This window comes from Bacillus sp. FSL K6-6540, assembly GCF_038007545.1.
This window is the reverse complement of record NZ_JBBOXH010000002.1, coordinates 1,293,204-1,318,825: the sequence shown is the minus strand read 5'-3', so window position 1 is coordinate 1,318,825 and position 25,622 is coordinate 1,293,204. Positions and strand designations below refer to the sequence as shown.

The following is a 25,622-nucleotide window of genomic DNA, read 5'->3' as shown; positions in this document are numbered from 1 at the left end:
GAGGCGCGTTTTTTATGAAACTGATAGTTCTTTATAGCCTAGCTTGTGAACGGCTTCAGCCATCGCTTGATAGCCTTTGCAGTTCGGATGGACACCGTCAAAGGACAGATATTCCCGCTCCTTGCCTTTGAAGATGCTATAGGCATCTGCGATTTTGACATGGGGTGCTGATGCAAGTGTTTCTAAATGTGAATTAAAGGATGTGATCCATTTGCCGGCGATTTCAATGCCGGGAAACGGATTGTATAAGTTGAACACTCGGATTGCGTACGGGGAAGGTTTTTCTCCTTTAATCTCGGCGATTTTGGCAATCATCTTTTCAAAATTCTCATGGCAATGGGCGGATACACGGCTGAAAATCGTTTCATCCTTAGAGGTTTGGTAGGCTAAGACCGAATCGATGAGATCGTTTCCGCACCCTGTGATCGTTATCATATCAGCATCTTGAATGCATTTTTGCACATAGGGATATGACAGGAGTCCCAAAATCTCTTCTGTATTCAGGCCTGATCTGGCAAATATGTTTATTGCCGTTCTTGTTTTCAAGTCAGCTTCCATCATGTCCCCAAAACGCTGGACGAAGCCGGGTGAAAACAGCCCGGAGCCTCTCCCTGTCGTCAAGGAATCGCCCAGAGCTGTATATCGAAGCACCATGTTCTTTCCTCCACTCTTGAACGTCGATACGTTAATGTACGCAGCAGAGAAAAGATTGGCTACTTATGTATATCCTATTTTTCTTGAAATCTGTAAAGCGGCGTCCTTCACCTTTTCTGTTAAATAGGGCAGCCTGTCTTCTGTAAATCTCGCTTCAAAGCCTGCAATGCTAATGCCGGCTGCCACTTGGCGCTTATGGTTAAAGATCGGGGCGCCGATCGCCGCCGTATAGTTTTCGAGCTCTGAATAGCTGACAGTATAGCCATTTTGCACAGAGGCATCAATCTCCTGAAGCAGTTTTTCGGGATCGGTAATCGTTCCGGAGCCAATCGAAATGAGCTCGGTTTGTTTGATGTATGCTTCGATTTCTTCACGGGGAAGAAAGGACAGAATGCTTCTGGCGCACGCTCCCGCGTATAGGGGAGAACGCCTGCCGATCGCTGTATACAGCCGCACAGTCTGTGTCCCTTCTATTTTCTCAACGTATATCGCTTCATTGCCGTCCCTCATGATCAACTGCACGGCCTCATCCACTTCCCGGCACAGCTCTTCCATCACCGGTTTCGCTATTTTTCTGATATCCAGCCTGTCAGCGACAAGCTGTCCGAATTCCAAAAACACCAATCCCAGCGAATAAGCGCCGGACGCATCCCGACTGAGGAACCCCATTTCCTCCAAGGAGCTGACCATCCGGTGAACAGAGGTCTTCGGCATTCCCGTCAGCGACACCAGTTCACTTAAGGTTAGGCTTGGTTTATGCAAAAACAAATTAAGCAGCGCCATAGATTTGACTACGGTTTTATTTTTATTCTGCATCATTCATCCCCTTTGCTATGTCAGCCATTCCATCTTCATTCTCGTTTTCAGTTCTTTTATATGCTGTTCCCGTTCTACCGCAAGCGCTTCTGCCTCCTGAAGGGACACAGGCTCAAACTGAACGTGCTCGCCCGGCATGATTTGGGAAACAATCGGAAGATCAGCGGATATGATGTGCGCGATCCTCGGATAGCCGCCAGTCGTCTGCCGGTCTGCAAGCAGGATAATCGGGTTGCCGTCAGGCGGCACCTGAACTGTTCCGAATGAAACCGCTTCCGACACCATCTCAAGCGGGGCCTTCAGTTCGAGCGGTTCTCCTTTGAGCCTGTAGCCCATACGGTCGGACTGCGGCGTGACACGAAATGCTTCTTCATAAAAACGCGTTTTTGATTCTTCTGTGAAAAAGGCAAATTGCTTTCCTTCCAGCACCCGAATGACGGGATTCTTCTTCAATGGCAGAAATCTGCCGCGGCTGACTGACCACTTCGGTGCTGCAAATCCCTGTTTTCCAAGCTGCGAACTTAAGCGGGTAAGGATGGTTTGCGAAAGAGCTGACATCTCTCCAATGTTCAGTTCATCTTCTTTTTGAAGCGCTCTGCCATGAAGTCCGCCAATGCTTCCTCTGACGTATGTGCTTTTACTTTCCATGACGGCAGGCACCTCAATGCCGCCAGCTGCCGCCAAATAAGCACGGCTGCCGAGTTTGCAGGGGCCAAAGCTGACCGTGCTGTTTTCCTTGATGAGCACAGGCTTCCATAAAGGCGCTTCCTCGTCATTAATACGCAGCGTGAAGTCCGCCCCTGTCACAGCAATCAGTGTCTGTTTTGAAAAATGAAACGACGGACCGGGCCCCATCATCGTTATTTCGAGACCTGCTTCATTTTCGCCGTTTCCTATCAACAGATTGGCAATGCGCAGTGAAACCGTGTCCATAGCGCCGCTGGCCAGAACGCCGTATTTTTGGTAACCCGTTCTGCCTATATCCTGAACCGTTGTGAGCAGTCCGGGCTTTAATACTTTCATGCTCAAATGGACTCCTCCTTATAGGCGTGATAGTCTTTTTCTGAGATGCGAACGAATTTCACAGTATCTCCCGCCCGCAGCAATGTCGGCGGGTTTTCCTGCGGCCGGAAAAGAGCCAGCGGCGTTTTGCCGATCAGCTGCCAGCCGCCCGGCGTTGAAATCGGATAAACGCCTGTCTGCAATCCCGCAATACCGACCGAACCTGCGGGAATCGACGGTCTTGGCGATGATTTTCTCGGAGCTGCAATGCGTTTTGACATCCCGCCTAGAAAAGGAAAACCGGGCGCGAAGCCAAGCATATACACCACATATTCACCGTTTGTATGAATGTCGATTACTTCCTCCGGTGACAGTTGATTGATCTTCGCCACCTCTTCTAAATCCGGACCGAATTCACCGCCATAGCAAACGGGAATTTCTACAATACGGCGGTTGACCTCATAGTCTTCGGCTATTTCTACCAGCCGCTCTTCGACATCGCGCTTGACCTTCTCAAAAGGTGAGCTTATGCCTTGAGGCAAATGCTTGTACACTTCATACATATCATAAAATACGGTTAGACTTGTAAAAGCCGGGATACATTCAATGAATCCCGGAAATGGCTGTTCTTCTATATAAGCGGCCGCGGCATGGACAATGCCGTTGACCTGTTCATTGATTTCTTCTCCGAATCGGATCATCATTGCAGAATCACCGAGCTGTTCGATTTGATATCGTACAGTCATCTTTCTCACCTCTTTTATTTCTCGTTCATCAGGATGACGAGAGGTTACAGCACCGCAAGCGACTCGTCTCGAATATCTGTGATGAGCATATGCCCCGGCGCATGTGTGATGACCATTTCAGGCTTTACATTCATAGCCACGGCTTGCGGGGTCACCCCGCATGCCCAAAAAACAGGAACCTCGCCGTCACGAATGGGAACGGCATCTCCGAAATCCGGTTTCCCGAGATCGCGAATCCCGATTGCTCCCGGATTGCCGATATGGATCGGCCCTCCGTGCACAGCCGGAAAACGCGAGGTCACTTGTGCAGCACGTACAGCCAGCCGTTCAGGAACCGGCCTCATGCTGACAACCATCTGTCCGTGAAACGCCCCCGCCGGAACACAATCGATATTCGTTTTATACATCGAGACGTTTGTCCCCTCATCAATATGCCGGACAGCTATCCCATTATTGATCAGTGCCTGTTCAAAGGAGAAACTGCATCCGATCAGAAAGCCGACAAAATCGTCCTCCCAGTATGGCGTAATATCAGATACTTCTTCCGTTAGGATACCGTGCCTGTAAATACGGTATTTCGGAAAGTCCGTTCTGATATCAGCATCAGGCGCAGCCAGAGACGGCACAGGCGAACCTGCTTCAGTCACATCCAGCACGGGGCAGGGCTTTTGATTTCGCTGGCAAAACAGCAGAAAATCAAAAGCAGAGTCCTTTTTCAAAACCACAAGATTCGCTTGGGCGTAGCCGCCGGACATGCCTGCGGTCGGCCCGTTTATTGTCCCCTCTCGTATCAGGGCGCGTACATCCTTTGGCGCCATTTTGTTTAATTGCTCCACTTATATCAGCTCCACAATTGAGGAAGTTGTGTACATAACGTGTAGATTCCCATAACTGCCATTACAATCACTACAAGCGCGCCTGTGCTTGTCAGCCAAAGCGGATGCTTATAATCACCGACAATGTTTTTCTTGTAGGCGGCAACAAGCAGCGTTCCGAGCGCAATCGGCAGAATTAAGCCGTTCAGTGAACCGACAAGGACGAGGATCTTCGCAGGCTGGCCGATTGTGACAAAAGCTAACGTAGAAACCACAATAAATCCGATAATAATACCGCGTGAATTCTTTTCAATTTTTGGAGAAAAGGTCTTGAAAAATGAAACAGATGTATAGGCTGCTCCAATAACAGACGTAATCGCCGCAGACCACATGATCAATCCGAAAATTTTATAACCGACATTTCCAGCAGCCAGCTTGAAGACAGAAGCCGCCGGGTTGCTTTCATCGATGTGCAGGCCTTTCGATACAACGCCTAGAACCGCAAGAAAAAGAGCGATACGCATGACAGATGTAATTAAAATGCCGACAACCGAGCTCTTTGTCACCTGCGGAATGGATTCCTTTCCTTTAATTCCGGCATCAAGCAAACGGTGTCCTCCGGCAAATGTGATATAACCACCGACGGTTCCGCCCACTAGGGTGACAATAGCAAATATGCTGATGTGTTCCGGGACGAATGTATTTGCGACTGCCTGTCCGACCGGAGGAGCTGTCGTCGCCGCAACGTAGACCGTTAAAATAATCATCACGAACCCCGCGATTTGCGTAAAACGGTCCATCGCTTTTCCTGCTTCCTTGATGACAAAAATCAAAATGGCGATAACGGCACTGATTAAAGCGCCTGTTTCAGGTGTAATACCGAACAGCACCTGAAGTCCCAACCCGGCCCCTCCGATATTCCCAATATTAAAAGCTAGTCCGCCAAGCACGACGAGAATGGCGATGAAATACCCCAGTCCGGGAAGCACCATATTCGCAATTTCCTGACCTCGTTTTCCAGAAACTGCGATGATGCGCCACACATTGGTTTGGGCGAAAATATCTAAAATAATAGAGATTAAGATGACAAAACCGAAGCTTGCTGCGAGTGTGTTTGTGAATGTTGCGGTTTGGGTGAGGAAACCCGGTCCGATTGCTGATGTCGCCATTAAAAAGGCGGCGCCCATCAGCAATGACCAGCTGCCCGCTTTTTTTCCTGCTGTCTTTTTCTGCTGCTCCATCTATTGTTCCTCCTTTATGTTGACTTCTGTTCTGAAATAGCTGTCACTTCAATTCCAGCCGCTTTGAGCTGTTTTCTGATTTTTTGCGCAAATGTTAGCGCATGGGCTCCATCTCCATGAATGCAGACTGTATCTGCTTTTAATGACACATCATGTCCTTGCTGAGATTTGACCGCCCCTTCTTTCACCATTTTGATGACCTGGGTGACGGCGGCATCATCACTTTCAATGAGTGCGTCCGGCTGGGAGCGCGGTGTCAGCGTGCCGTCCGATTGGTATGTTCTGTCGGCGAACACTTCATTTGCGGTCTGAAGTCCGATCCGTTCTCCCGCTTTTACAAGCTCGCTCTCAGCAAGACCGAAAAGAATCAGACCTGGATCAATCTTATAGACAGCTTTCGCGATAGCATCCGACAGTTTTTGATCGACTGCCGCCATATTGTATAAAGCGCCATGCGGCTTGACGTGCTGCATGTGAAGTCCCTCTGCTTTTAAAAAGCCAGAGAGCGCGCCAATTTGATAAACGACAAGATCATACGCTTCCTCAGGAGAAATCGCCATATTGCGGCGCCCAAAACCGAGTAAATCCGGCAAACCCGGATGCGCACCGATTTTTACGCCTTTTTCCGCTGCAAGCGCGACGGTTTTTCGCATAACACTAGGATCTCCTGCATGAAATCCGCATGCGATATTCGCTGATGTCACATACTCTAAAATATCTTGGTCAAGACCTATCTTGTAGGCTCCGAAGCTTTCTCCTAAATCACAGTTTAAATCAATCTGAAACACAGAATCCCTCCTGCCAAAGCAAGCGATATGCTTTATGTCATTTATTGTCCCGAAATCCGGAACGACTATTCCGAATTTTTGAACTTTATTTCATTATAAGTGAATCATATCAGTTTGTGAAATACTTTTGTCAGAAAACCTACCATGGTCCCAGAAGAAAACCTGCCAAACTAAAAAAGAGAGTCCATCTTAGGACTCTCTTTTTTTATAGTACCCAATGGCGAATCGCTTTAGCGACACCATCCTCAATATTTGTATCCGTGATATAATCAGCCGTTTCTTTTACGATGTCTTGCGCATTGCCCATTGCGACGCCAAGACCCGCTTCTTTGATCATCGCAATGTCATTAAGGCTGTCGCCCATCGCCATCACATTCTCCATTGTAAAGCCGAGTTTTTCCGTAACCTTGGCAAGGGCTGCAGCTTTGTTGATGCCAAGCGCGTTGACTTCAATGTTTGTCGGACTTGAATTTGTGATTTCGAGCTCTTTGTTTTTTCTCAGCTCCTCAAGCACTTCATTTCGGATATCGTCATCCTCAATGTCAAAGCCGAATTTGAGCCATTCATGATCCGTAATGTTTTCCGGAAACTCACCTCTCCATACTTTATTCACCGTAGAAGCCCAGAAATTAGTGTTGTGCTTATTCCGCAAATCCCACATCATTTGAATATGGTCCGTATGAAGCAGCTTCCGTTCCACCAAATTAAAATTCGAATCCCAAATTTCACTGCCGTTTGCCGTGATTAGAAAGGATGACAGCTTTAGCGATTCCGCCAGCTCCCGGCACGTCATCAGCGTCCGGCCCGTGCTGATCACCACATACACACCTTTATCCTCCGCTTCACGAATGGCTTTGCGGTTTTCATCCGAGATCAGCTGCTCGTCGTTCAGCAGTGTACCATCCATATCAATTGCGATCAGCTTGATATCTACATCTTCTCTTTGAACAGACATATATGTACCTCTCTTTATCTTTTTGTTGTGCTTCTCTCTATTCTAATACATTATACCCAGCGGGACAAAAAAGCGATTTCCTATGTTTGAGGAGAACGGATAAGAGGAAAACAAACGGTGAGGTGATCAAACATGACAGAAAAAAAACAGCAAAACAAACCAAATGAAAACCCCGAGCACAACGACTTAACCGATCCGATTCCTAATGAAGAGCTGAAGGAAAATATGAATGATGAAAAACACAAACGCCAGCAAAGAGAAAACTCTCAAAGCGAACGGGATTACGACACAAAATAGAACCCCTCACAAAATGTTGTGAAGGGTTTTTTTCATTTTTCAATATAGATGCCGATTTCAGCTTCAGCAACAGGCTGCTCTCCAACTGATGCCTTGGCATGTCCGAACACAAACCCGCGCCGATTGCGCGTGACTTCAAACGTAAGATCAAGCCGGTCACCAGGCACAGCTTCTCCCAGCTTTTCCGCTTTCTTCACCGAAGACAATAATCCCAAGCTGTTCTCATCTGTAATTCCTGTAAAAGCCGCGGTTTGCGCAAGCGCTTCAATCACAAGTGAAAACGGCATTTCTGTTTGCGTATCAGTAATAAACCAATCGTTCTCACTAATCAGCTTATAAGCTGCCGCATGTTTGCCGGGCTCGCTATCCGTCACGCCATCAATAAACAAAAATGGATAGCGATGAGGCAAAGATAATGAGTTCATTTTATATCTCCTTTTTTTGACCATTATATCTCAGCCTAAAGTGAAACGATAGGATATAATGGAAAAAACACAAAAGGAGGCCGTTATGTCCCCAAAACCGCTTGTCATTCTCGTACACGAAATATACGGTGTAAACAGCCATATGAAAAAGATGGGCCGGCTGATCAAAATGGCTGGATATGATGTGTTGACGCCCAACCTGCTCGGCGAGGATGAAGTCTACACACTGCAAGAAGAAAAAACGGCATACGAACAATTTACAAAACACGAACGGCTGAAAACGGGAGAAACCATCATCCAGAATTTGATCAGACAAAACGCCGGACGGCACATCTTTGTGATTGGATTCAGCGTGGGGGCTACTATCGCATGGAAATGCAGCAGTATGCCTGAGGTGAGCGGATCGGTTTGTTATTACGGTTCCCGGATACGCGACTCTCTTCATCACGTGCCAGCCTGCCCGGTCCTATTGTTTTTCCCTAATTATGAGCCGTCGTTTGACGTAGCGCTTCTTATCAAAAAACTGCGGGAAAAACAGCATACCCATCTTGAGATTTATCAATTCGATGCGCTTCACGGCTTCGCCAATCCTGATTCTGTTTATTTCAACAGGGCCCTTTTCTTCAAAACGCTCTCTATCATAAAAAACGGGGCGGAAAAACGGCTCCGCCCTGTTTCATCAGAAATTTTTTAATCGCTTACAGCGCTTTATTATCGTGTGTTTTGGTTCCGTACGTTCCATGTTCTTTGTTGCACTGAGTTTTATTTTGCCTGTCTCATCTCACCGAATGGATAAAAGACGAGAGATTCAGTACCGATGATATCGTCCTCAGAAGGCATGCCCATTCCGTTTCTGCTATCCAGTGAATTGAGACGGTTATCTCCCATCACAAAATATTTACCGGTAGGAACCTCAACCTCGAAGTCACCCGTTAAGGTTACACCCGACTCTTTGACCTCCTGTTTATATTCCTTTAAGTATGGTTCTTCCACCTTTTTATCATTTATGTATAGCTGATCATTTTTCATTTTAATGCTGTCACCAGGCAAACCGATTAAACGTTTGACAAATGAGCGGCCGCTCTTTTTGTCATGAATGACTATGATGTCGCCTCTGTGAAACCCGCCAGTCCATTTGACTGCTTTATCAACCAGTATTCTTTCTGAGTCTTTAAGCGTTGGGGCCATTGATGATCCTTCAATAAGAAAAGGCTTGTAAAACACCAATCTGATCGTAAAAATGAGAGCTGCGATCATAATGATACTGAGTATAACGATCGTTGTGATTTTTCTTTTTTTCTTTAACGTGATTGTTTTTGCATTCAACTTCCTTCACCCGATGCTTTCCTAAGAATTCCAAATTATTATACAGCATTTGGATCTGCTTGGTTAGACTTTCGTGGAAATTTTCGTAAGGAAATGGACAGGCCCGGGCAGCCATCTGCCCCGGCCTGATTCATCAGAGCTTTCTTAAGCGCGAACAGATTTCATCAGTGACCTCAGCCGTTGTGCTTTGTCCCCCAATGTCGCGTGTTTTGATGCCGTCGGCAGTCACTTGCTCCATTACATCCAGAATTTTCGCCCCCAGCTCTTCCTCTCCGAAGTGGTCGAGCATCAGCTTCGCTGTCCAAATCTGGCCGATCGGATTGGCAAGGCCCTGTCCGGCAATGTCAGGAGCTGAGCCGTGAACCGGTTCAAACATGGACGGATATTTGCCGGATGGATTGATGTTCGCAGAAGGCGCAATGCCGATGCTTCCCATCAGGCTTGAGCTGATGTCGGTTAAAATATCACCGAACAAGTTGCTCGCCACAATGACATCAAACGTTTCCGGACGCGTCACAAAAAAAGCGGCCAGCGCATCAATATGCTGAGATGATGTTTCGATTCCGCTATAATCAGCGGCTGTCTGCTGAAAGACTTCATCCCAAAACGGCATCGCGTGATAAATGCCGTTAGACTTTGTGGCGCTTGTCACATGACTGCGCCGTTTTTTCGCCAATTCGAAGGCAAAGCGCATGACACGTTCTGTCGCTTTTCTCGTAAACACGGCATTCTGGATGGCGATTTCATCATCGCCTCTGTGAATGCGCCCGCCGACTTCACTGTATTCACCTTCACTGTTCTCGCGAATCACCACGAAGTCAAAATCATTTGGATGCAGAAGCGGCGACGTAATGCCTGCCATTTGTTTGGCGGGTCTCATATTAATGGAAAGCTCAAGCTCCCTCCGGATTTTCAGCAGCAGGCCCCATAACGATATATGATCGGGAACCAGCTTCGGATTTCCGACGGCTCCCAAAAAAACCGCTTCAAATTGAGTAAGCGTATGTATTCCATCTTCGGGCATCATTTTGCCGTGCTCCAAGTAATAATCACAGCTCCATGGAAAAGCCGTGAATGAGAATGACAAACCTCCGTGTACCTCAGCGGCTGTATGAAGCACTTTCTCAGCAGCCGCTACAACCTCTTTTCCTACTCCGTCTCCCGGTATTGCCGCAATCTCGAATTGTTTCATCGTCATTCTCCTTCCCTGTTATCGTAAGCGCTTTCTATTATACTAGATTGCGAGATAGTAAAAAAAGCCCGTGACATTGTGTCACGGGTGGTCGGTTATTGATTGAGTTTCTTTAAAACGATGGCGTGCAACGGTTCATGGGACTGAATGCCGCAAACCTCTTGAAGTACGCCGCTGTATCCTTTTTCTTCGATCAGCGCTTGCAGTTCAACCGCTTCAGGATCACCGGTGAAATCGAAACGAAGAGCTGCGGCAATTCCTTCCGCCAGCGCGTTCGGTTCTTTTATTTTCTTTGCCGGGCCTACAAGTCTATCATTTTCTCCCAGTTTTCTGAGAGGTGACCTCGCTACGCGGGTCACATCGTCCGAAATGAAAGGATTTTCAAAGCGACCGATGATTTTTTTGATATATTGTTCGTGTTCAGTTTGCTTAAAGCCATACGATTTGACGAGATAGTCACCAGTTTCAAGCAGCGCCGAATGAACGACACGGCGGATTTCCGGATGATCGATTGCTTCTTTGACCGTCTTGAGTCCGCGCTGATAGCCGACATACGCTGTCACCGCGTGTCCGGTATTGACCGTAAACAGCTTCCGTTCGATGTACGGCGTTAAATCATCAACAAACAGTGCGCCGTTTATGACTGGTGTTTTCCCTTTAAAGCCTGATTCATCAATGACCCATTCGAAAAATGGTTCAACCGATACTTTCAGCGGGTCTTCATGATGCTGAATCGGGACGATCCGGTCAACGGCAGAATTCGGAAAACCTACCGTTTCACTGATGGATTTCTGCTCTGCTTCCGTTAAATGGCTGTATATCTCTTTCTTTAAGAAGCTGCTTCCGCCAATCATATTTTCGCAGGCAATGATATTCAGTGTGTTTCCAGCGTTTCTCCGTCTTAATCCTTCTGCGATAGACGGAGCAATCAGCTTCAGCACGTTCGGGCCGACAGCTGTTGTGATGAGCGCCGCCTCATTCATCAGCCGGTACAGCTCCTCGGGCTGACTGCCGCTGTTAATCGCGCTGACCGGGCCAATGACCTCTGATGAACGTCCCTCTTCCGCCAGTTCCACTGTGTATTCTTTTTTTTCATTGAGGAGACTGACCATCGTGTCGTTCACATCCGCAAACACCACATCATAGCCGGAGTGGTGAAGCAGCGCGCCGATAAACCCTCTCCCGATATTTCCCGCACCGAAATGTAAGGCGATCATGTCAGTTCACCTCGTTGAAAATGGCGATCAAATCTTCTTCGCTTTTAGCGGAGATCAGGCGTTCAATGTTTTCTTCTTCTGAGCAGATAATGGCGATATTAGACAAAATGTCTAAATGCTCATTATTTTTACCCGCAATGCCGAATACCACTTTTGCCGTGTTGCCTTCTCCGTACTCAACGCCCTCTGGAATTTGTATGATTGAAATTCCAGAGTGAAGCACCTCGCTTTTCGCTTCTTCTGTGCCGTGTGGAATGGCAATGAAATTCCCCATAAACGTAGAAGACGTTTCTTCACGTTCAAACATTTTGCTAATGTAATCCTCTGTCACGTAGCCGTTGTCAATCAGCGTCTGGCCTGCCAATTTGATGGCCTCTTCTTTTGATGATACCGTTTGATTGAGTTTAATATTTTCCTTTGCGAGTACTTGCATGAGTATCACTCTCTTTCTATAAGATTACTTTTTCAGCTTTTCAATCAGCTCATCGTATTTCGGGCTGTTTAAGAAGTTATCCACTGATATGTGCGTCGCGTTCGGCAGCTTTGCTTTCGCGCGGTCTGTTAAATCTTTGTGGGTGATGACAATATCCGCATCGCTTGGCAGATTGTTAATGGCCGTGTTGGTCACACTGATGTCAAGCTCCGCTTTTTTCACTTTGTTTCTTAAGATGGATGCCCCCATGGCACTTGATCCCATTCCCGCATCACACGCAAAGATAATTTTGTTCACGCTTTCAGGAGACAGCTCAGACGCTTCTTCTGCTTTGGCTTGTTCCGCCTCTAAAGCAGCTGCTGCTTGGCTTTTCTTCCCCTTCATGGACTGCATTTTTTCTGTTGCGGCAGCCAGGTCTTCTTCACTAGCTTTTGAGGATTTCAGGATCACTGCTGAAACGATGAACGATACAGCTGCAGCGACCAATACACCCGCCAATACGCCGAAATAGCCTCCTCTTGGCGTCATTGCCATCAATGCGATAATGCTTCCCGGTGACGCTGCCGCGACAAGTCCGGCATTAAAGATCGTAAACGTTAAGAGTCCGCTTGCTCCGCCGGCAATGGCTGCAAGAATCAGGGCCGGTTTCATCAAAATGTACGGGAAGTAAATCTCGTGAATCCCTCCGAAGAAATGGATGATCGCCGCACCGGGAGCCGTTGATTTTGAAGATCCTTTGCCAAAGAACATGTACGCCAGCAAAATGCCGAGCCCCGGTCCAGGGTTTGCTTCTACTAAAAACAGAATTGATTTTCCTGTTTGGGATGCTTGCTCGATTCCGATCGGGCTTAAGATTCCATGGTTAATGGCGTTGTTGAGGAACAACACTTTCGCCGGTTCTACAAAAACACTGGCTACGGGCAGTAAATTAGCGTGTACAATGACTTCCACACCAGCCGCCAGCAGTTTATTTAGCGTCAGGACAACCGGGCCGATGGCGTAAAACGCGAGAATCGTTAAAGCCGCGCCGACAATCCCTGCCGTAAAGTTGTTGATCAGCATTTCAAAGCCTTGTTTGACTTTATCCTTGAATAATTTATCAGTCTGTTTAATGAGGTATCCGCCAAGCGGCCCCATAATCATTGCGCCTAAAAACATTGGAATATCCGATCCGACAATCACCCCAATTGCCGCTGTCGCTCCAACAACTCCGCCGCGGTGGTCGTAGATCATTTTTCCGCCTGTATACGCTATCAAAAGCGGCAATAAATACGTAATCATCGGGCTGACCAGCGTGTTCAGCTGTTCATTCGGAAACCATCCTGCCGGAATAAACAGCGCGGTAATGATACCCCACGCGATAAACGCGCCGATATTCGGCATGATCATTCCGCTCAAATAACTCCCAAAGCGTTGCACTTTCACTTTCATGCCGCCTTGCTGCTGTTCTTGCTGCTGCATATATAAACCCTCCCTGTTTTGTTTGTCGCTGTAAGATAAAAAAATATGTTCAGAGAATGATGCTTCCCTTTGACTCTATGTTAAAACGCTTACAGTCCCTATACAATTGAAAGTAAAGAGGACTTTGGCACATGACTGTGACAATTTTTTAAAAATAAAAAGGCTCCTGATTTCAGGAGCCTTTTCTCTTTCCTCTATAAATAATGTTGCCGTTTTGAATCACGTACTTTGCGATCATTCGCTCACTCACAATAAAAACGGGATAGGCGCACACAAGCGCAAAAACAGCCATTGGCACGTGCTGTACAGCCGGCAGCATTGAACCTGCCGCATTGCGGAGGAGCAGCAAAAGATAAATGAGCAGCACGATGGCCGCTAATGATACCAGCATAATCGGAGCTGATACTTTATATTCATAAAGCCGTTCCCGGCAGTGGCCGCAGCGAAATTGACAAGGCACATTTGATGATCTGACCATATCGCCTGTCAAAGGTTTGCCGCAGTTCGGGCATGGTGTTTCTTTCATAGGGTATTCCTCACTTTCTATTCCATATGTCTATTATACCAGAGTCCCTTCTGTTTCGTTTTGTTGCTGTTCAACACATTTTCACATTTTTTATCATCCACTTACTTGTCTCCGTCTCTAAAATCCTCTACGCTTAAATAGATCTTAATGAAGAGGGTGTATGAATGCTTCCGATTAATAGACAGCAACACATACTGAAGTGGCTGAAAGAAGAAGGCTCGCTTAGAATTTCTGACATCAGCGCAAGGTTCGGCGTTTCGGAAATGACGGTATACAGAGATGTCAATCAGCTGGTTCAGTCAAATCAGGTCATAAAAACCGCCGGCGGTATCACGCTCCCCGTCCGAACACCTCAAACAGATCATATGTGCAGCTATTGCTTGAAGCCCGTCAATCAAGCTCATTCGGTTCAGCTGATTACGGTAAACCAAGACATTGAACAGCTATGCTGCGCACATTGCGCGTTTTTGCGTTACGCGGATAAAACGGAAGAGGTTTCACACTTGATTTGCAGAGATTTTCTGTTACAGACAACCGTCAGTGCCGGTTCGGCTTATTTCGTCGTAAATGCTGAATTAAACCTGCACTGCTGCCAGCCGCAGGCCATTCCGTTTGCGACACTTGACCATGCCGAACGATTTCAAAAAGGATTCGGCGGAGCCGTCCGCACTTTCGACCAAGCACTGGAAGACATGCTTCAAGACCGAAAGAAACGCTGCACCTGCACCAAGAAATAACACAACACATACAGCGGAAGGTGGTGTCTGAGTGATGAAGCGAAACAGATGGTGGATCATCCTTCTGCTTTTTCTTTTTTTCCTGCCGAAAACAAGCTTTGCTCACGCCTATATTGTTAAATCTTCACCTGGGGAAAACAGCGAATTAAAAAGCGCCCCTGCACAGGTGGAAATCGAATTTAATGAACCGGTTGAAGAAGGGTTTCATTACATTAAAGTCTATAATTCAAACGGCGACCGTGTGGATACGGACAAGACTGAAATCAAAAAAGATAATCATCACATCATGACAGTGAAGCTGAAGAAGAATCTGCCTAAAGATGTGTACAGAGCGGAATGGAATGCCGTATCCGCGGACGGGCATCCGGTTTCCGGCGTCATCCCGTTCAGTATCGGGAAAGCGGATGGCGGATTCAGCAGCCAAAAAGCAGCCGATTCAGCGCTGAATCCGGGAACAGCAGCAGATCGCGCGATTCTGTATACAGCCCTATCTCTGTTTATCGGAACGGTTTTCTTCCATCTTTTCTGGTATAAAGGGAAATCAGAACAGCTCGTCAAACGGACGAGACGTATCCTGACCGGCTCGATCGCAGCACTGGGGCTGGCGCTTTTGCTTCAGCTTCCGATTCAGACAAAAGCGAACGCAGGCGGCGGCTGGGGGAGCGCATTCCAGCCGGGCTACATCAGAGAAACACTGTTTGAGACAGCAGGCGGCTCCATTTGGATCATACAGGCCGCGCTGTTCGTACTGCTCGCACAGTCTGTCATCCCTGCGATACGGAAAAACCGCTTTTCATCCTTTGGCTATTGGACAGCGCCGCTCATTTTCTTTTTCGGTCTCCTGCTTGCCAAGGCGTTTACAGGGCATGCTGCTGTCGTTGAAGAAAAAACGGTCGGCATTTTGATGGATTTTCTTCATTTAACTTCCGCTTCCATCTGGGTTGGCGGAATAGCGGCACTCGTTTTGCTGCTCTCAAAAGAATGGAGGCAGCCTGACAAAACGCTCGCGTGGGAGACGGTCAGACGGTTCTCCCCATGGGCGCTCACTGCAGTCGGCGTCATTTTGTTTTCAGGCTTGCTCAATGGATTTTTCATCATTCGTTCAATGGATTCACTGTTCCATACAGCGTACGGCCAAGCTCTTTTAGTGAAAAGCGGGCTGTTTGTTTTCATGCTGGTCTTAGGTGCGATTCATTTTCTGCTTACCAGAAAGCAGCGCCGCACAGGAATCAGCCGAACATTGAAAGCGGAGTGGGCAATCGGCATCGCTGTATTGATCACAGCTGCCGTGTTTACAAGCCTGCCAAGCCCGCCTGAGCCAGCGCCGGAACCGTTCTACCAAACCAAAGCGATTGAGAACGGACAAAGCGTTTCTCTCAGCATCAGCCCAAACCAGCCCGGAAAAAATGTTTTTGAGCTGCGTGTCACCGACCATAACGGAGATCCCGTGAAAAACATCCAGCAAATCACGTTAACCGTTTATAAAACAGGCCTGTCAGGCAGCGAAAACAAAAGCACCTTTACATTAAAAGAAAAAACAAAAGGCGTCTACCAAGATCAAAACCTGTCGATTAATGAAAAAGGAAACTGGAAGATCAAAGTCCACGGCCTGACCGGCGACTTTAACGAAATCAATATCATGTTTACAAAGACCAATTAAGGAGTGTTTACGTTGTTGAAAAAAATCGCATTGACACTATGTCCGGCTATTGTCGGCTCCCTCTTATTCTTTACGGCCCCTGCCAGCGCGCATGTTTCTGTAAAACCGGCTGAGTCTGCTGCAGGCTCTTGGGAAACGTATACAATGAAGGTTCCTTCTGAGAAAAATCTGCCGACAACGAAGGTTGTCCTCAAAATGCCGAAGGATGTTGAATTCCAGCAATATGAGCCAATTCCGGGCTGGAAGGTTTCCACTCAAAAACATGATGACAAATCAGTGTCCGTGACATGGGAGGCGACTGACGGAGGCATTCAGGAAGGACAGTTCCAGCAGTTTACCTTTGTTGCCAAAAACCCTGACAAAGCGGAGGAAGCTGCTTGGGACGCATACCAATATTACAAAGACGGCAGTATTGTTGAGTGGACAGGTGACGAGGATGCCGATACACCTCATTCCATTACAAACATCACGTCTGCAAAGCAAGTGACAGATGAGCACGGCGCCACGAAAACAGAAGACGATTCCGAAAACTCAGGTTCTTCAGCTCTAGACATTACAGCGATTGTGCTGTCTGCGGCTGCCATTATTTTATCTGTAGCAGCACTTGTTAAGAAAAAGCGTGCGTAATAAAAAAGCGATCCAGATGTGATGTCTGGGTCGCTTTTTTTGTTTAACCGCGTCCTGCCTGGAATGAAGGATATTGTGTCATACCGCCGTCCGCAAATAACGTGATGCCTGTGACGTAGCTGGCTTCCTTCGAAGCAAGCCAGGCTGCTACTGCAGCGATCTCCTCCGGTTCGCCGATATAGCCCATTGGAATCATGCTTTCTACATCAGCTTTCTGTTTAGGGTCAGCGAATTTTTCAGCATTGATTGGCGTGTTGATCGCACCTGGCCCAATATTATTGACGCGAATGCCCTTCGGCGCGTATTCCAACGCTAATGTTTCTGTCATCAGCTTTATCCCGCCTTTACTTGCCGCATAGTGGACAAATAACGGCCAAGGAATCACTTCGTGCACACTGGACATGTTAATGACATTTCCCTTGATATCGTTTTCTACGAAATATTTAATCGCTTCACGGCTTCCTAAAAAGGCACCCGTTAAGTTTGTGCCGATGACTTTATCCCAATCCTTAAGCGGCATTTCGTGAGATGGCACAGGATTTTCAAGACCAGCATTATTAATCATAATATCAAGTGTGCCGAACTCTTTAATTGCCGTTTGCACGATATTTTTTACATCTTCCTCTTTCGTGACATCTCCTTGGACGACAACAGCTTCACCGCCCGCCTTGATGACCTCTTCTTTTACCTCGTTCGGATCTTGTTTATTACTATAATAGTTGATAACCACTTTTGCCTGCTCCTTGCCGAAGCGAATGGCCATTGCCTTTCCGAGCCCTGAAGCAGCTCCTGTAATAGCGACGACTTTTCCTTTTAAATCCGGATACATATACATCTTCCTCCATTTGTTATGAATTTGTTTTGGCGATTCCCAAGAATACAGCGGCGGCAATAATCAGGATAATTCCGATCGCAATTGCTATAAGCTGGCGTTTCGTTTTCTTTTCACGCAGGATGAAAATACCGCCGAGCGTAGAAATGACAATTCCCATTTGTGAAAGGGAAAAGCTCGTTGCAACGCCGACTCGCGGCTGAGAAATAAACAAAAACATATTTCCGCCTGCCCAGATTAAGCCTGGGAGAATATTTCTGATCGCATACTTGTTAAAGGGTTTGTGTCTATAGGTTAAAACTAACCCCCCGACCACCATGCCAATTGCCTGTGGCAGCAGCGCGGACCAGCCGGACACATTGAATAATCTAGCCACGACTACATAAACCAAATAACCAAGAGTCGAAACAAGGAGAATCAAAATGCCCTTTTTCAAATTGCTTGGCTCGCCCTCTTTTTTATCATTCTTATCTTCCAAGGACGTGAGAATGATTCCCACAATGATAAAGATCAAAGCGAGAACGCCAAGCGTAATCGCAATCGGTGTTGACCATTCGCGGAACACGATCACACCGAACAATGAGGTGGAAACGAGCTGCATTCCTGTGGAAATCGGCATTGTTTTCGACACGCCCATCAATTGAATGCTTTTCAGCTGGTTGGCCTGTCCAAGTGACCAAAATAAGCCGGATACGATTCCAACAATAAAAATGCGAAGTGACAGAACGGGCTGAACAAATAAGTAAATAACGATAGAAACAATGAGTGCCCCGATCGTCGTTCCCAGTGTCTGGCTGTACGGCCCGCCGCCTAATTTCACATTGAAGAGAACAATGCTCCCCCAAAACAAAGCCGGGAGAAGAGCCAATAATAAATCCATTGTTGGGGAACCTTCTTTCAAAATGTATTTGCTGTTATTTTGGCTGGAATTGTTGTGATTATTCGCCGGAACACAAAAAGAGCTGCCGGAAAATCCGGCAGCTCTCAGGAGCGTGCATTTTTTTATAAACCGATGGACAAATATTTTGTTTCAAGGTACGGCTCGATACCTTCTGAACCGCCTTCACGGCCAATGCCGCTTTCTTTCATTCCGCCGAATGGCGCTTGAACCGCTGACGGTCCGCCGTCATTCCAGCCGATAATGCCATACTCTAGATTCTCGGAAATATAGATGCCGCGGCGGTAGTTTTCTGTGAAGAAGTAAGCAGCCAAGCCATACGGTGTATCGTTGGCAAGCTGAATCGCTTCATCAATATCAGAAAACGTGACGATCGGGGCGACCGGACCGAATGTTTCCTCATGCATGATGTTCATGGACGTATCGACATCGGTGAGCACTGTCGGATTCACAAAGTAGCACCCTTTGTCATCGTTTCGGTCATATGTGCCCCCAGCAATAACCTTCGCGCCTTTTTCAACCGCATCATCAATTTGGCTGACGATTTTTTCGAAGCCTCGTTTGTTGATAATCGGGCCGACATTGACGCCTTCCTCAAGTCCATTTCCGACTTTCAGCTTAGACACTTGCTCGCTCAGTTTCGCAGCAAATTCATCTTTAATGGATTCATGAACGATCAGGCGGTTGGCACATACGCAGGTTTGGCCGGCGTTTCGGTATTTGGACGCCATCGCCTGTTCAACAGCAAGGTCAATGTCCGCATCTTCATCTACGATCAGCGGGGCGTGTCCGCCGAGCTCCATTGAGACGTGCTTCACGGTGTCCGCGCTGTTTTTCATAAGGATTTTCCCTACAGGTGTTGAGCCTGTGAACGTGATTTTGCGGATTTTCGGACTGCTTGTGAACACATTTCCGATTTCTTCTCCATCGCCGATTACAACCTGAAGAACATCCTTCGGAATGCCCGCTTCATATGCGAGGCGCGCTAGTTCATAAGCAGACAGCGGTGTGTCCGGCGCCGGCTTGATGATAAATGTACAGCCAGCGGCAAGAGCAGGCGCTGCTTTGCGTGTAATCATCGCATTCGGGAAATTCCAGGGCGTGATAGCAGCAACGGGGCCGACCGGCTGGCGTGTGACAACAATTCGTTTACCCGTTGTCGGGGCCGGGACCGTTCTTCCGTACACACGCTTCGCTTCCTCTGCGAACCATTCGATATAGCCTGCGCCGTAAAGCACTTCGCCAACTGCTTCCTTGTATGGTTTTCCGTTTTCCTTTGTAATTAAATCTGCAAGTTCTTCTTTATGTTCAACAATCAGCTCATACCATTTTTTCAAAAGAGACGCTCTTTCGTTCGCTGATGTTTTAGACCACGTTTTAAACGCTTGATGTGAACGTTCAATGGCTTCTTCTACTTCTTTGGCTGATTGCTGAGGAATCGTTTTGATCTCCTCGCCCGTAGCCGGGTTGTAGACCGTTAATTGATCTGGCATATTGAACATTCCTTTCTTTTCATGATTACTTAAAATGATAGCAGACCCAGCCGTTTTCTTTCCAATGATTAAGCTCGCAGGCCCGCCTCCAAGATGCTGAGCCCTTCATTTAATAGGCTGTCTGAGATGACGAGCGGTGTCAAAAAGCGGATGATATTACCGTTAATTCCCGCTGTCAGCAAAAGTAATCCGTTTTGATTCGCATAGGCCGCGATCGCTGCTGCTTTTGCCTTATCAGGCTCACGCGTGTCAGGATCCTTGACGATTTCGATTGCGGCCATCGCCCCGAGTCTGCGGATGTCACCGATGAACGGGAATTCTTGTTTCCACTCATACGCCTTGTCTTCAATGATTTTGCCAATTTCTTCAGATCGCTCATTCAGTCCTTCTTCTTCGATAATATCCAAGACTGCCAAAGCCGCCGCGCAGCCGAGCGGGCTGCCTGCATACGTGCCGCCCAGCTCCCCTGGCGCTGCCGCATCAAGCATTTCCGCACGCCCAATCACACCGCTTAATGGCAGGCCTGCCGCAAGCGATTTAGAAACCGTGATCAGATCGGGCACTACATCAAAGTGCTCAATTGCGAAATAAGTGCCAGTTCTGGCAAAGCCGGTTTGGATTTCATCAGCAACAAAAACAATGCCGTGTTCTTTGCAGAATGAAGCGACGTGCTGTACGAACCGTTTCGAAGGAATAATAAACCCGCCTTCTCCCTGCACTGGCTCCATCACGACACACGCCACCGTTTCAGGCGCCACTGAAGCGATAAAGAAATCATTGAACGCTTGGATCATCATGTCGTCATAGCTTTCATCATTCATGCCGGCCGGCTTCTGATAATAATAAGGGAACGGCGCTTGATAAACCTCTGGCGCAAAAGGCCCGAAACCGAATTTATAAGGTTTTACCTTGCTTGTCATGCTCATCGTCATATTCGTGCGTCCATGAAACCCGCGCGTAAATGAGACAACGCCTTGACGCTTTGTATACTTTCTGGCGATTTTCACAGCGTTTTCGACCGCTTCCGCCCCTGAGTTAAGAAAAATCGCTTTTTTCTCATGGCTGCCCGGCGCGATGCCGCACAGTTTTTCTGCTAATTCGATATAAGTCGGGTACATCATGACATTAAAACCAGGATGAATCAGCTCCTCCGCCTGCCGCTTCACAGCCTCAACCACTTTCGGATGCGAGTGTCCGACATTTAACGTGCCGATGGCGCCTGCAAAATCAATAAATCTCCGTCCATCCAGATCGTACAGCTCGGCCCCTTCTCCTTTGACCGCCAGACTGCGGTTGCCGTTGCTCACACCTTTTGACACAAATTGATCCCGTTTTTGCTGCCATTGTGCAGTTGTGATGCTTACTGTTGTTTGACTCATGTGAATATCCCCCTGTCGGTATTTTCTTATCATTCTGACTTCTCTTTGGTATGATGAAAAGTACCAATTATAACTTTTTGATGGTATCAGAAGGAGAAACTACAAAATGGATATCACAATTACACTCGATCGTTCAGAGCAAGCCGATTATATCTATCAGCAAATTTATCAAAAGCTGAAAAAAGAAATCCTCAGCCGCAATCTGCTGCCTCACTCGAAGGTTCCCTCCAAGCGGGAGCTGGCTGAAAATCTCAAGGTCAGCGTAAATTCAGTGAATTCAGCCTATCAGCAGCTGCTGGCTGAAGGGTATTTGTACGCCATTGAACGAAAGGGTTTCTTCGTGGAGGAACTAGACATGTTTTCCGCCGAGGAGCACCCTCCATTTGCACTGCCGGATGATCTAAAAGAGATTCACATCGACCAGAGCGATTGGATATCGTTTTCACACATGAGTTCCGATACAGACCATTTTCCGATCAAAAGCTGGTTCCGCTGCGAGCAAAAAGCGGCCTCCCGCTCATACCGCACGCTCGGCGATATGTCACATCCGCAAGGGATATATGAAGTGAGAGCGGCCATTACCAGGCTCATTTCCCTGACGAGGGGTGTAAAATGCAGGCCAGAACAAATGATCATAGGGGCAGGCACACAGGTGCTCATGCAGCTGTTGACTGAGCTTTTACCCAAGGAAGCCGTGTATGCGATGGAGGAGCCTGGCTACAGGCGCATGTATCAGCTTTTGAAGAATGCCGGAAAACAAGTCAAGACGATCATGCTGGATGAAAAGGGCATGTCGATTGCTGAAATCACCAGACAGCAGCCAGATGTGCTGGTGACCACCCCGTCGCATCAGTTTCCGTCCGGAACGATTATGCCTGTATCCAGAAGAATTCAGCTGCTGAACTGGGCAGCCGAGGAGCCGCGCCGATATATCATTGAGGACGATTATGATAGTGAATTCACATATGATGTAGACAGTATTCCGGCGCTGCAAAGCCTCGACCGTTTTCAAAATGTTATCTATATGGGAACCTTTTCAAAGTCCCTTCTCCCCGGCTTGCGGATCAGCTATATGGTGTTGCCGCCTGAGCTGTTGAGGATATACAAACAGCGGGGCTACGATCTGCAGACTTGCTCATCACTTACACAGCTCACCCTGCAGGAATTTATTGAGTCTGGTGAATATCAGAAGCATATAAAAAAAATGAAGCAGCATTATAAAGAAAAGAGAGAACGCCTGATCACCGCTTTAGAAGCAGAGTTCAGCGGAGAGGTTACCGTAAAAGGAGCAAATGCGGGGCTGCATTTTGTTACCGAATTTGATACCAGGAGCACCGAACAAGACATCCTGTCACATGCTGCCGGGCTGCAGCTTGAAATATTCGGAATGAGCCGATTTAACTTGAAGGAAAACAAGCGGCAAACGGGCAGGCCCGCTCTCATTATCGGCTTTGCACGGCTGAAGGAAGAAGATATTCAGGAGGGTGTGCAGCGGCTTTTCAAAGCGGTTTACGGACATAAAAAAATCCCCGTTACAGGGGATTGATTCACCAGCGGTCCTGGTCTACATTCAGCACGGCTTCAAGCAGTCCCGGAAATGCCTTTTCAAGGTCTTCAGCGCGAAGCGAATAATACCGGCGCTTTCCTTCTATCCGAACTTGAGCGATGCCTGATTCTCTCAAAACTTTAAAATGATGCGACAAAGTCGATTTGGCAACCTGCACATCTGCACAGGTGCTGCACGTTTTTTCTTTTGCTTCAGCTAATTGCTTGACGAGCTCTAAACGAAGCGGATCACTAAGTGCATGAAGAACCTTTGTCAGCTGCAATGTTTCTGTTTCTGGATGGTTTGGAATGTTCATGACACAAATGTATCATACAACAATTAGAATGACAATTTTACTATATAAGGGTTTTTCCTTTACCTCATTTAGAATACATGTTACATTTAGTTCGATGAAATTCGAACAATAAATTTAAGATAACGACGGAGGAGATTTACATGATCGTATTACAAGCTTACATGAAAGTAAAACCAGAAAAACGCGAGGAATTTTTGAGCGAGGCTCAATCGCTTGTTCAGCATTCAAGAGCTGAGGAAGGCAACGCGCAGTACGACCTATTCGAAAAAGTAGGCGAAGAAAATACATTTGTCATGCTTGAACAATGGAAAGATGAAGCGGCAATGAAATTCCATAACGAAACTGCGCATTTCCAAGGGTTTGTCGCAAAAGGAAAAGAACTGCTGAGCGCTCCTCTTGATGTTGTCCGCACAGAGCTTAGCAAGTAAAGAAAGGGTGTCTCATATGAATGAAGTGATTAAATCTTTAACAGACCACCGCTCGATTCGCAGCTACACAGATGAGCCTGTAGCTCAGGAGCAATTGGACCAAATCATTGAAGCGGTGCAATCAGCCCCTTCTTCTATCAACGGACAGCAAGTGACTGTGATCACAGTCCAGGATAAAGAGCGCAAAAAGAAAATCTCCGAGCTGGCAGGCGGCCAGCCATGGATCGATCAAGCTCCTGTTTTCCTGCTGTTCTGTGCAGATTTCAACCGGGCCAAAATTGCGCTTGAAGATCTGCATGATTTCAAAATGGAAATCACAAATGGATTGGAATCTGTTCTTGTCGGCGCAGTAGACGCTGGTATTGCCCTCGGCACAGCAACAGCAGCGGCTGAGTCACTCGGACTTGGCACAGTTCCGATCGGTGCAGTTCGCGGAAACCCTCAAGAGCTGATCGAACTGCTTGAGCTTCCAAAATACGTATTCCCTTTATCCGGCCTTGTCATTGGGCATCCTGCCGACCGTTCAGCGAAAAAACCGCGCTTGCCGCAGGAAGCTGTCAATCATCAGGAAACTTATTTGAATCAGGATGAGCTGACGTCTCACATTCAGGCATACGACGAACAGATGTCTGAATACATGAATAAACGGACAAACGGAAAAGAAACAAGAAACTGGTCACAGAGCATCGCTTCCTACTATGAGCGCCTGTACTATCCGCACATCCGTGAAATGCTTGAAAAACAAGGATTTAAAGTTGAAAAATAAGCTCTTATTCGGCCTGTCGGATTTTCCGGCAGGCCTTTCATTTACCCGGTTAAAATCCATTGACTTCTATTTTGTTTATCTGGTAAAATTTTTTCATTGTTACTCATTGGTTTTCTGTGAACCAATGGGTTTTCTAATGTTCAAGAAAGAAGGAAGCCATGAGATGCTTGATAAAAAAACAGATATCTTGTTAGCCGCGCGAAAGCTTTTTTCGGAAAAGGATTTTACGTCGGTTTCCATGCAGGCGATCGCAGAAGAATGTAAGATGTCAAAAGCTTCGATATATAAGCTGTTCCAATCTAAAGAAGATCTGCTTTTGGAGCTGCTGTCATTTAACCAGAAGCAAATGGTGGCCGCAGCCTCGAGACTTCAGGAAAATACCGCACTTACACCGGAGGAGCGGTTGACGCAAAAGGTCAAAATGGAACTGGAGGGCTTCAGGCGGAATCAGCAGTTTTTCAATATGCTGACCTACGGAAACCCCAAGCTGCACAATGACCGGGTCAAACAGCATATCCATCAGACCAGATCGACGATTATCTGCTGGCACCGCGATTCGCTGATCCAGGCGTATGGAGAAACCATTCTCCCGTTTGTGTGGGATTTGGTCATCATTCTTCACGGCATGATGCGTGAGTTTTTAATGCTGATCAAAATCGAGGAAAAACCGCTTGAGCTTGACCCGATCGCAGAGTTTATCATCAGCACCCTCAATCAGATTATCAAAAACAGGGAAACCCGCCAGTCTCTTCTTCCGCCCGAAGCCATCGAGCTTTATATTCATTCAGCATCCTCTTACAAGCCAAAGGATAAATCAGTCCTATTATCGGAAAGCCTGAAGGAATTACATAAAGGCATCTCTTCCCTGTCCGCCGCGGACTATGACATAGATGAACTGACATCCGCAGCCGCTATGCTGGAGGAAGAAGCGAAGAAGGAAGAACCCCGCGCTTTTTTACTCAAATCACTGATTGGCTATCTGGAACAAACCGGTGTTTTAACACAGCCCGTTTCCATGTTAAAAACACTGTTAATTACTTAGAGAA

Annotated in this window: 29 protein-coding genes; 9 read left to right on the top strand and 20 right to left on the bottom strand. The window is 47.1% G+C overall.

Translation table 11 applies throughout. The features are described 5' to 3' along the window. Positions 1-12: 12 nt before the first annotated feature. The 8 genes from lipC to MHH82_RS39065 all read right to left on the bottom strand — a co-directional run bounded on the left by lipC (position 13) and on the right by MHH82_RS39065 (position 7,017). Entirely contained in the window at positions 13-654 is a 642-nt protein-coding gene (lipC, locus tag MHH82_RS39100; RefSeq protein WP_072175522.1) for a spore germination lipase LipC, read from the bottom strand. A gap of 63 nt (positions 655-717) precedes the next feature. After that, the gene (locus MHH82_RS39095) at positions 718-1,470 is read right to left on the bottom strand and encodes an IclR family transcriptional regulator (RefSeq protein ID WP_014478857.1); all 753 of its coding nucleotides are present in this window, start codon (positions 1,468-1,470) and stop codon (positions 718-720) included. Positions 1,471-1,485: 15 nt separating this feature from the next. Then, a complete protein-coding gene (gene pxpC, locus MHH82_RS39090; RefSeq protein ID WP_072175535.1) occupies positions 1,486-2,493 on the bottom strand; it encodes a 5-oxoprolinase subunit PxpC in 1,008 nt (335 codons plus the stop codon). Positions 2,494-2,495: 2 nt separating this feature from the next. Further along, positions 2,496-3,218, bottom strand: coding sequence for a 5-oxoprolinase subunit PxpB (gene pxpB / locus MHH82_RS39085; protein ID WP_072175521.1), 723 nt, complete (start codon positions 3,216-3,218; stop codon positions 2,496-2,498). 44 nt (positions 3,219-3,262) lie between these two features. Beyond that, complete coding sequence (locus MHH82_RS39080) at positions 3,263-4,036, bottom strand: putative hydro-lyase (protein WP_072175534.1); 774 nt, start codon at positions 4,034-4,036, stop codon at positions 3,263-3,265. 23 nt (positions 4,037-4,059) lie between these two features. Continuing rightward, positions 4,060-5,274 carry an NRAMP family divalent metal transporter gene (locus MHH82_RS39075; RefSeq protein ID WP_003234422.1) on the bottom strand — a complete coding sequence of 405 codons (1,215 nt, stop codon included), beginning with the start codon at positions 5,272-5,274 and terminating at the stop codon, positions 4,060-4,062. Positions 5,275-5,288: 14 nt separating this feature from the next. Next, positions 5,289-6,062 carry a 5-oxoprolinase subunit PpxA gene (pxpA, locus tag MHH82_RS39070; protein WP_072173986.1) on the bottom strand — a complete coding sequence of 258 codons (774 nt, stop codon included), beginning with the start codon at positions 6,060-6,062 and terminating at the stop codon, positions 5,289-5,291. A gap of 205 nt (positions 6,063-6,267) precedes the next feature. Next, positions 6,268-7,017 (bottom strand): phosphoglycolate phosphatase, encoded by a 750-nt coding sequence (locus MHH82_RS39065; protein WP_003234424.1) that lies wholly within the window; start codon positions 7,015-7,017, stop codon positions 6,268-6,270. A 132-nt stretch (positions 7,018-7,149) separates the two neighbouring features. Between MHH82_RS39065 and MHH82_RS39060 the strand changes: the two genes are divergently transcribed. Next, on the top strand, positions 7,150-7,314 hold the full coding sequence (locus tag MHH82_RS39060; protein ID WP_072175520.1) for a hypothetical protein: 165 nt from the start codon (positions 7,150-7,152) through the stop codon (positions 7,312-7,314). Positions 7,315-7,346: 32 nt separating this feature from the next. Here the strand turns inward: MHH82_RS39060 and MHH82_RS39055 are convergent, their stop codons facing one another. Continuing rightward, positions 7,347-7,739 carry a 3-hydroxyacyl-ACP dehydratase FabZ family protein gene (locus MHH82_RS39055; RefSeq protein WP_003246580.1) on the bottom strand — a complete coding sequence of 131 codons (393 nt, stop codon included), beginning with the start codon at positions 7,737-7,739 and terminating at the stop codon, positions 7,347-7,349. Positions 7,740-7,824: 85 nt separating this feature from the next. Here MHH82_RS39055 and MHH82_RS39050 point away from each other — a divergent pair, with 85 nt between their 5' ends. Beyond that, the gene (locus tag MHH82_RS39050) at positions 7,825-8,433 is read left to right on the top strand and encodes a dienelactone hydrolase family protein (RefSeq protein WP_031315645.1); all 609 of its coding nucleotides are present in this window, start codon (positions 7,825-7,827) and stop codon (positions 8,431-8,433) included. Between the two features lie 68 nt (positions 8,434-8,501). On the opposite strand, the gene sipU is transcribed toward MHH82_RS39050, so the two are convergent. From sipU to MHH82_RS39020, 6 genes are all read right to left on the bottom strand, one after another. Next, positions 8,502-9,065, bottom strand: coding sequence for a signal peptidase I sipU (gene sipU / locus MHH82_RS39045; RefSeq protein ID WP_021481743.1), 564 nt, complete (start codon positions 9,063-9,065; stop codon positions 8,502-8,504). Between the two features lie 133 nt (positions 9,066-9,198). Continuing rightward, positions 9,199-10,263 (bottom strand): tartrate dehydrogenase, encoded by a 1,065-nt coding sequence (locus MHH82_RS39040; RefSeq protein ID WP_003234436.1) that lies wholly within the window; start codon positions 10,261-10,263, stop codon positions 9,199-9,201. 89 nt (positions 10,264-10,352) lie between these two features. Continuing rightward, entirely contained in the window at positions 10,353-11,474 is a 1,122-nt protein-coding gene (locus MHH82_RS39035) for a mannitol-1-phosphate 5-dehydrogenase (RefSeq protein ID WP_072175519.1), read from the bottom strand. Between the two features lies 1 nt (position 11,475). Then, positions 11,476-11,907 (bottom strand): PTS sugar transporter subunit IIA, encoded by a 432-nt coding sequence (locus tag MHH82_RS39030; protein WP_003246714.1) that lies wholly within the window; start codon positions 11,905-11,907, stop codon positions 11,476-11,478. Positions 11,908-11,931: 24 nt separating this feature from the next. Beyond that, the gene (locus tag MHH82_RS39025; RefSeq protein ID WP_010886406.1) at positions 11,932-13,368 is read right to left on the bottom strand and encodes a PTS mannitol transporter subunit IICB; all 1,437 of its coding nucleotides are present in this window, start codon (positions 13,366-13,368) and stop codon (positions 11,932-11,934) included. Positions 13,369-13,540: 172 nt separating this feature from the next. Then, on the bottom strand, positions 13,541-13,894 hold the full coding sequence (locus MHH82_RS39020; RefSeq protein WP_003234445.1) for a hypothetical protein: 354 nt from the start codon (positions 13,892-13,894) through the stop codon (positions 13,541-13,543). A 164-nt stretch (positions 13,895-14,058) separates the two neighbouring features. Here MHH82_RS39020 and ycnK point away from each other — a divergent pair, with 164 nt between their 5' ends. The 3 genes from ycnK to MHH82_RS39005 are packed head-to-tail and all read left to right on the top strand — an operon-like array spanning position 14,059 to position 16,918. Continuing rightward, positions 14,059-14,631: a copper uptake transcriptional regulator YcnK gene (ycnK, locus tag MHH82_RS39015; RefSeq protein ID WP_015252812.1), complete on the top strand. Its 573-nt coding sequence runs from the start codon at positions 14,059-14,061 to the stop codon at positions 14,629-14,631. 34 nt (positions 14,632-14,665) lie between these two features. Further along, a complete protein-coding gene (gene ycnJ / locus MHH82_RS39010) occupies positions 14,666-16,291 on the top strand; it encodes a copper transporter YcnJ (RefSeq protein ID WP_340797479.1) in 1,626 nt (541 codons plus the stop codon). A gap of 12 nt (positions 16,292-16,303) precedes the next feature. Further along, positions 16,304-16,918 carry a YcnI family copper-binding membrane protein gene (locus tag MHH82_RS39005; protein WP_014475816.1) on the top strand — a complete coding sequence of 205 codons (615 nt, stop codon included), beginning with the start codon at positions 16,304-16,306 and terminating at the stop codon, positions 16,916-16,918. A gap of 43 nt (positions 16,919-16,961) precedes the next feature. Here the strand turns inward: MHH82_RS39005 and gdh are convergent, their stop codons facing one another. The 4 genes from gdh to gabT form a co-directional block, all read right to left on the bottom strand. After that, positions 16,962-17,747, bottom strand: coding sequence for a glucose 1-dehydrogenase (gene gdh, locus MHH82_RS39000; RefSeq protein ID WP_003246720.1), 786 nt, complete (start codon positions 17,745-17,747; stop codon positions 16,962-16,964). Positions 17,748-17,766: 19 nt separating this feature from the next. Beyond that, the gene (gene glcU, locus MHH82_RS38995) at positions 17,767-18,630 is read right to left on the bottom strand and encodes a glucose uptake protein GlcU (protein WP_072175517.1); all 864 of its coding nucleotides are present in this window, start codon (positions 18,628-18,630) and stop codon (positions 17,767-17,769) included. A gap of 122 nt (positions 18,631-18,752) precedes the next feature. Beyond that, on the bottom strand, positions 18,753-20,141 hold the full coding sequence (gabD, locus tag MHH82_RS38990) for a succinate-semialdehyde dehydrogenase (RefSeq protein WP_014475814.1): 1,389 nt from the start codon (positions 20,139-20,141) through the stop codon (positions 18,753-18,755). 68 nt (positions 20,142-20,209) lie between these two features. Then, entirely contained in the window at positions 20,210-21,520 is a 1,311-nt protein-coding gene (gabT, locus tag MHH82_RS38985) for a 4-aminobutyrate--2-oxoglutarate transaminase (protein WP_038828440.1), read from the bottom strand. A gap of 106 nt (positions 21,521-21,626) precedes the next feature. Here gabT and gabR point away from each other — a divergent pair, with 106 nt between their 5' ends. Beyond that, positions 21,627-23,066, top strand: a complete 1,440-nt coding sequence (gabR, locus tag MHH82_RS38980; protein ID WP_072175516.1) for a MocR-like transcriptional regulator GabR — start codon at positions 21,627-21,629, stop codon at positions 23,064-23,066. 1 nt (position 23,067) lies between these two features. On the opposite strand, the gene MHH82_RS38975 is transcribed toward gabR, so the two are convergent. Then, entirely contained in the window at positions 23,068-23,382 is a 315-nt protein-coding gene (locus tag MHH82_RS38975; protein ID WP_003234476.1) for an ArsR/SmtB family transcription factor, read from the bottom strand. 140 nt (positions 23,383-23,522) lie between these two features. Between MHH82_RS38975 and MHH82_RS38970 the strand changes: the two genes are divergently transcribed. The 3 genes from MHH82_RS38970 to MHH82_RS38960 all read left to right on the top strand — a co-directional run bounded on the left by MHH82_RS38970 (position 23,523) and on the right by MHH82_RS38960 (position 25,618). Beyond that, positions 23,523-23,810, top strand: coding sequence for a putative quinol monooxygenase (locus tag MHH82_RS38970; RefSeq protein ID WP_072175515.1), 288 nt, complete (start codon positions 23,523-23,525; stop codon positions 23,808-23,810). A 16-nt stretch (positions 23,811-23,826) separates the two neighbouring features. Continuing rightward, positions 23,827-24,576, top strand: coding sequence for an oxygen-insensitive NADPH nitroreductase (gene nfsA / locus MHH82_RS38965; RefSeq protein ID WP_003234479.1), 750 nt, complete (start codon positions 23,827-23,829; stop codon positions 24,574-24,576). A 163-nt stretch (positions 24,577-24,739) separates the two neighbouring features. After that, positions 24,740-25,618, top strand: coding sequence for a TetR/AcrR family transcriptional regulator (locus MHH82_RS38960; RefSeq protein WP_072175533.1), 879 nt, complete (start codon positions 24,740-24,742; stop codon positions 25,616-25,618). Positions 25,619-25,622: the final 4 nt, after the last annotated feature.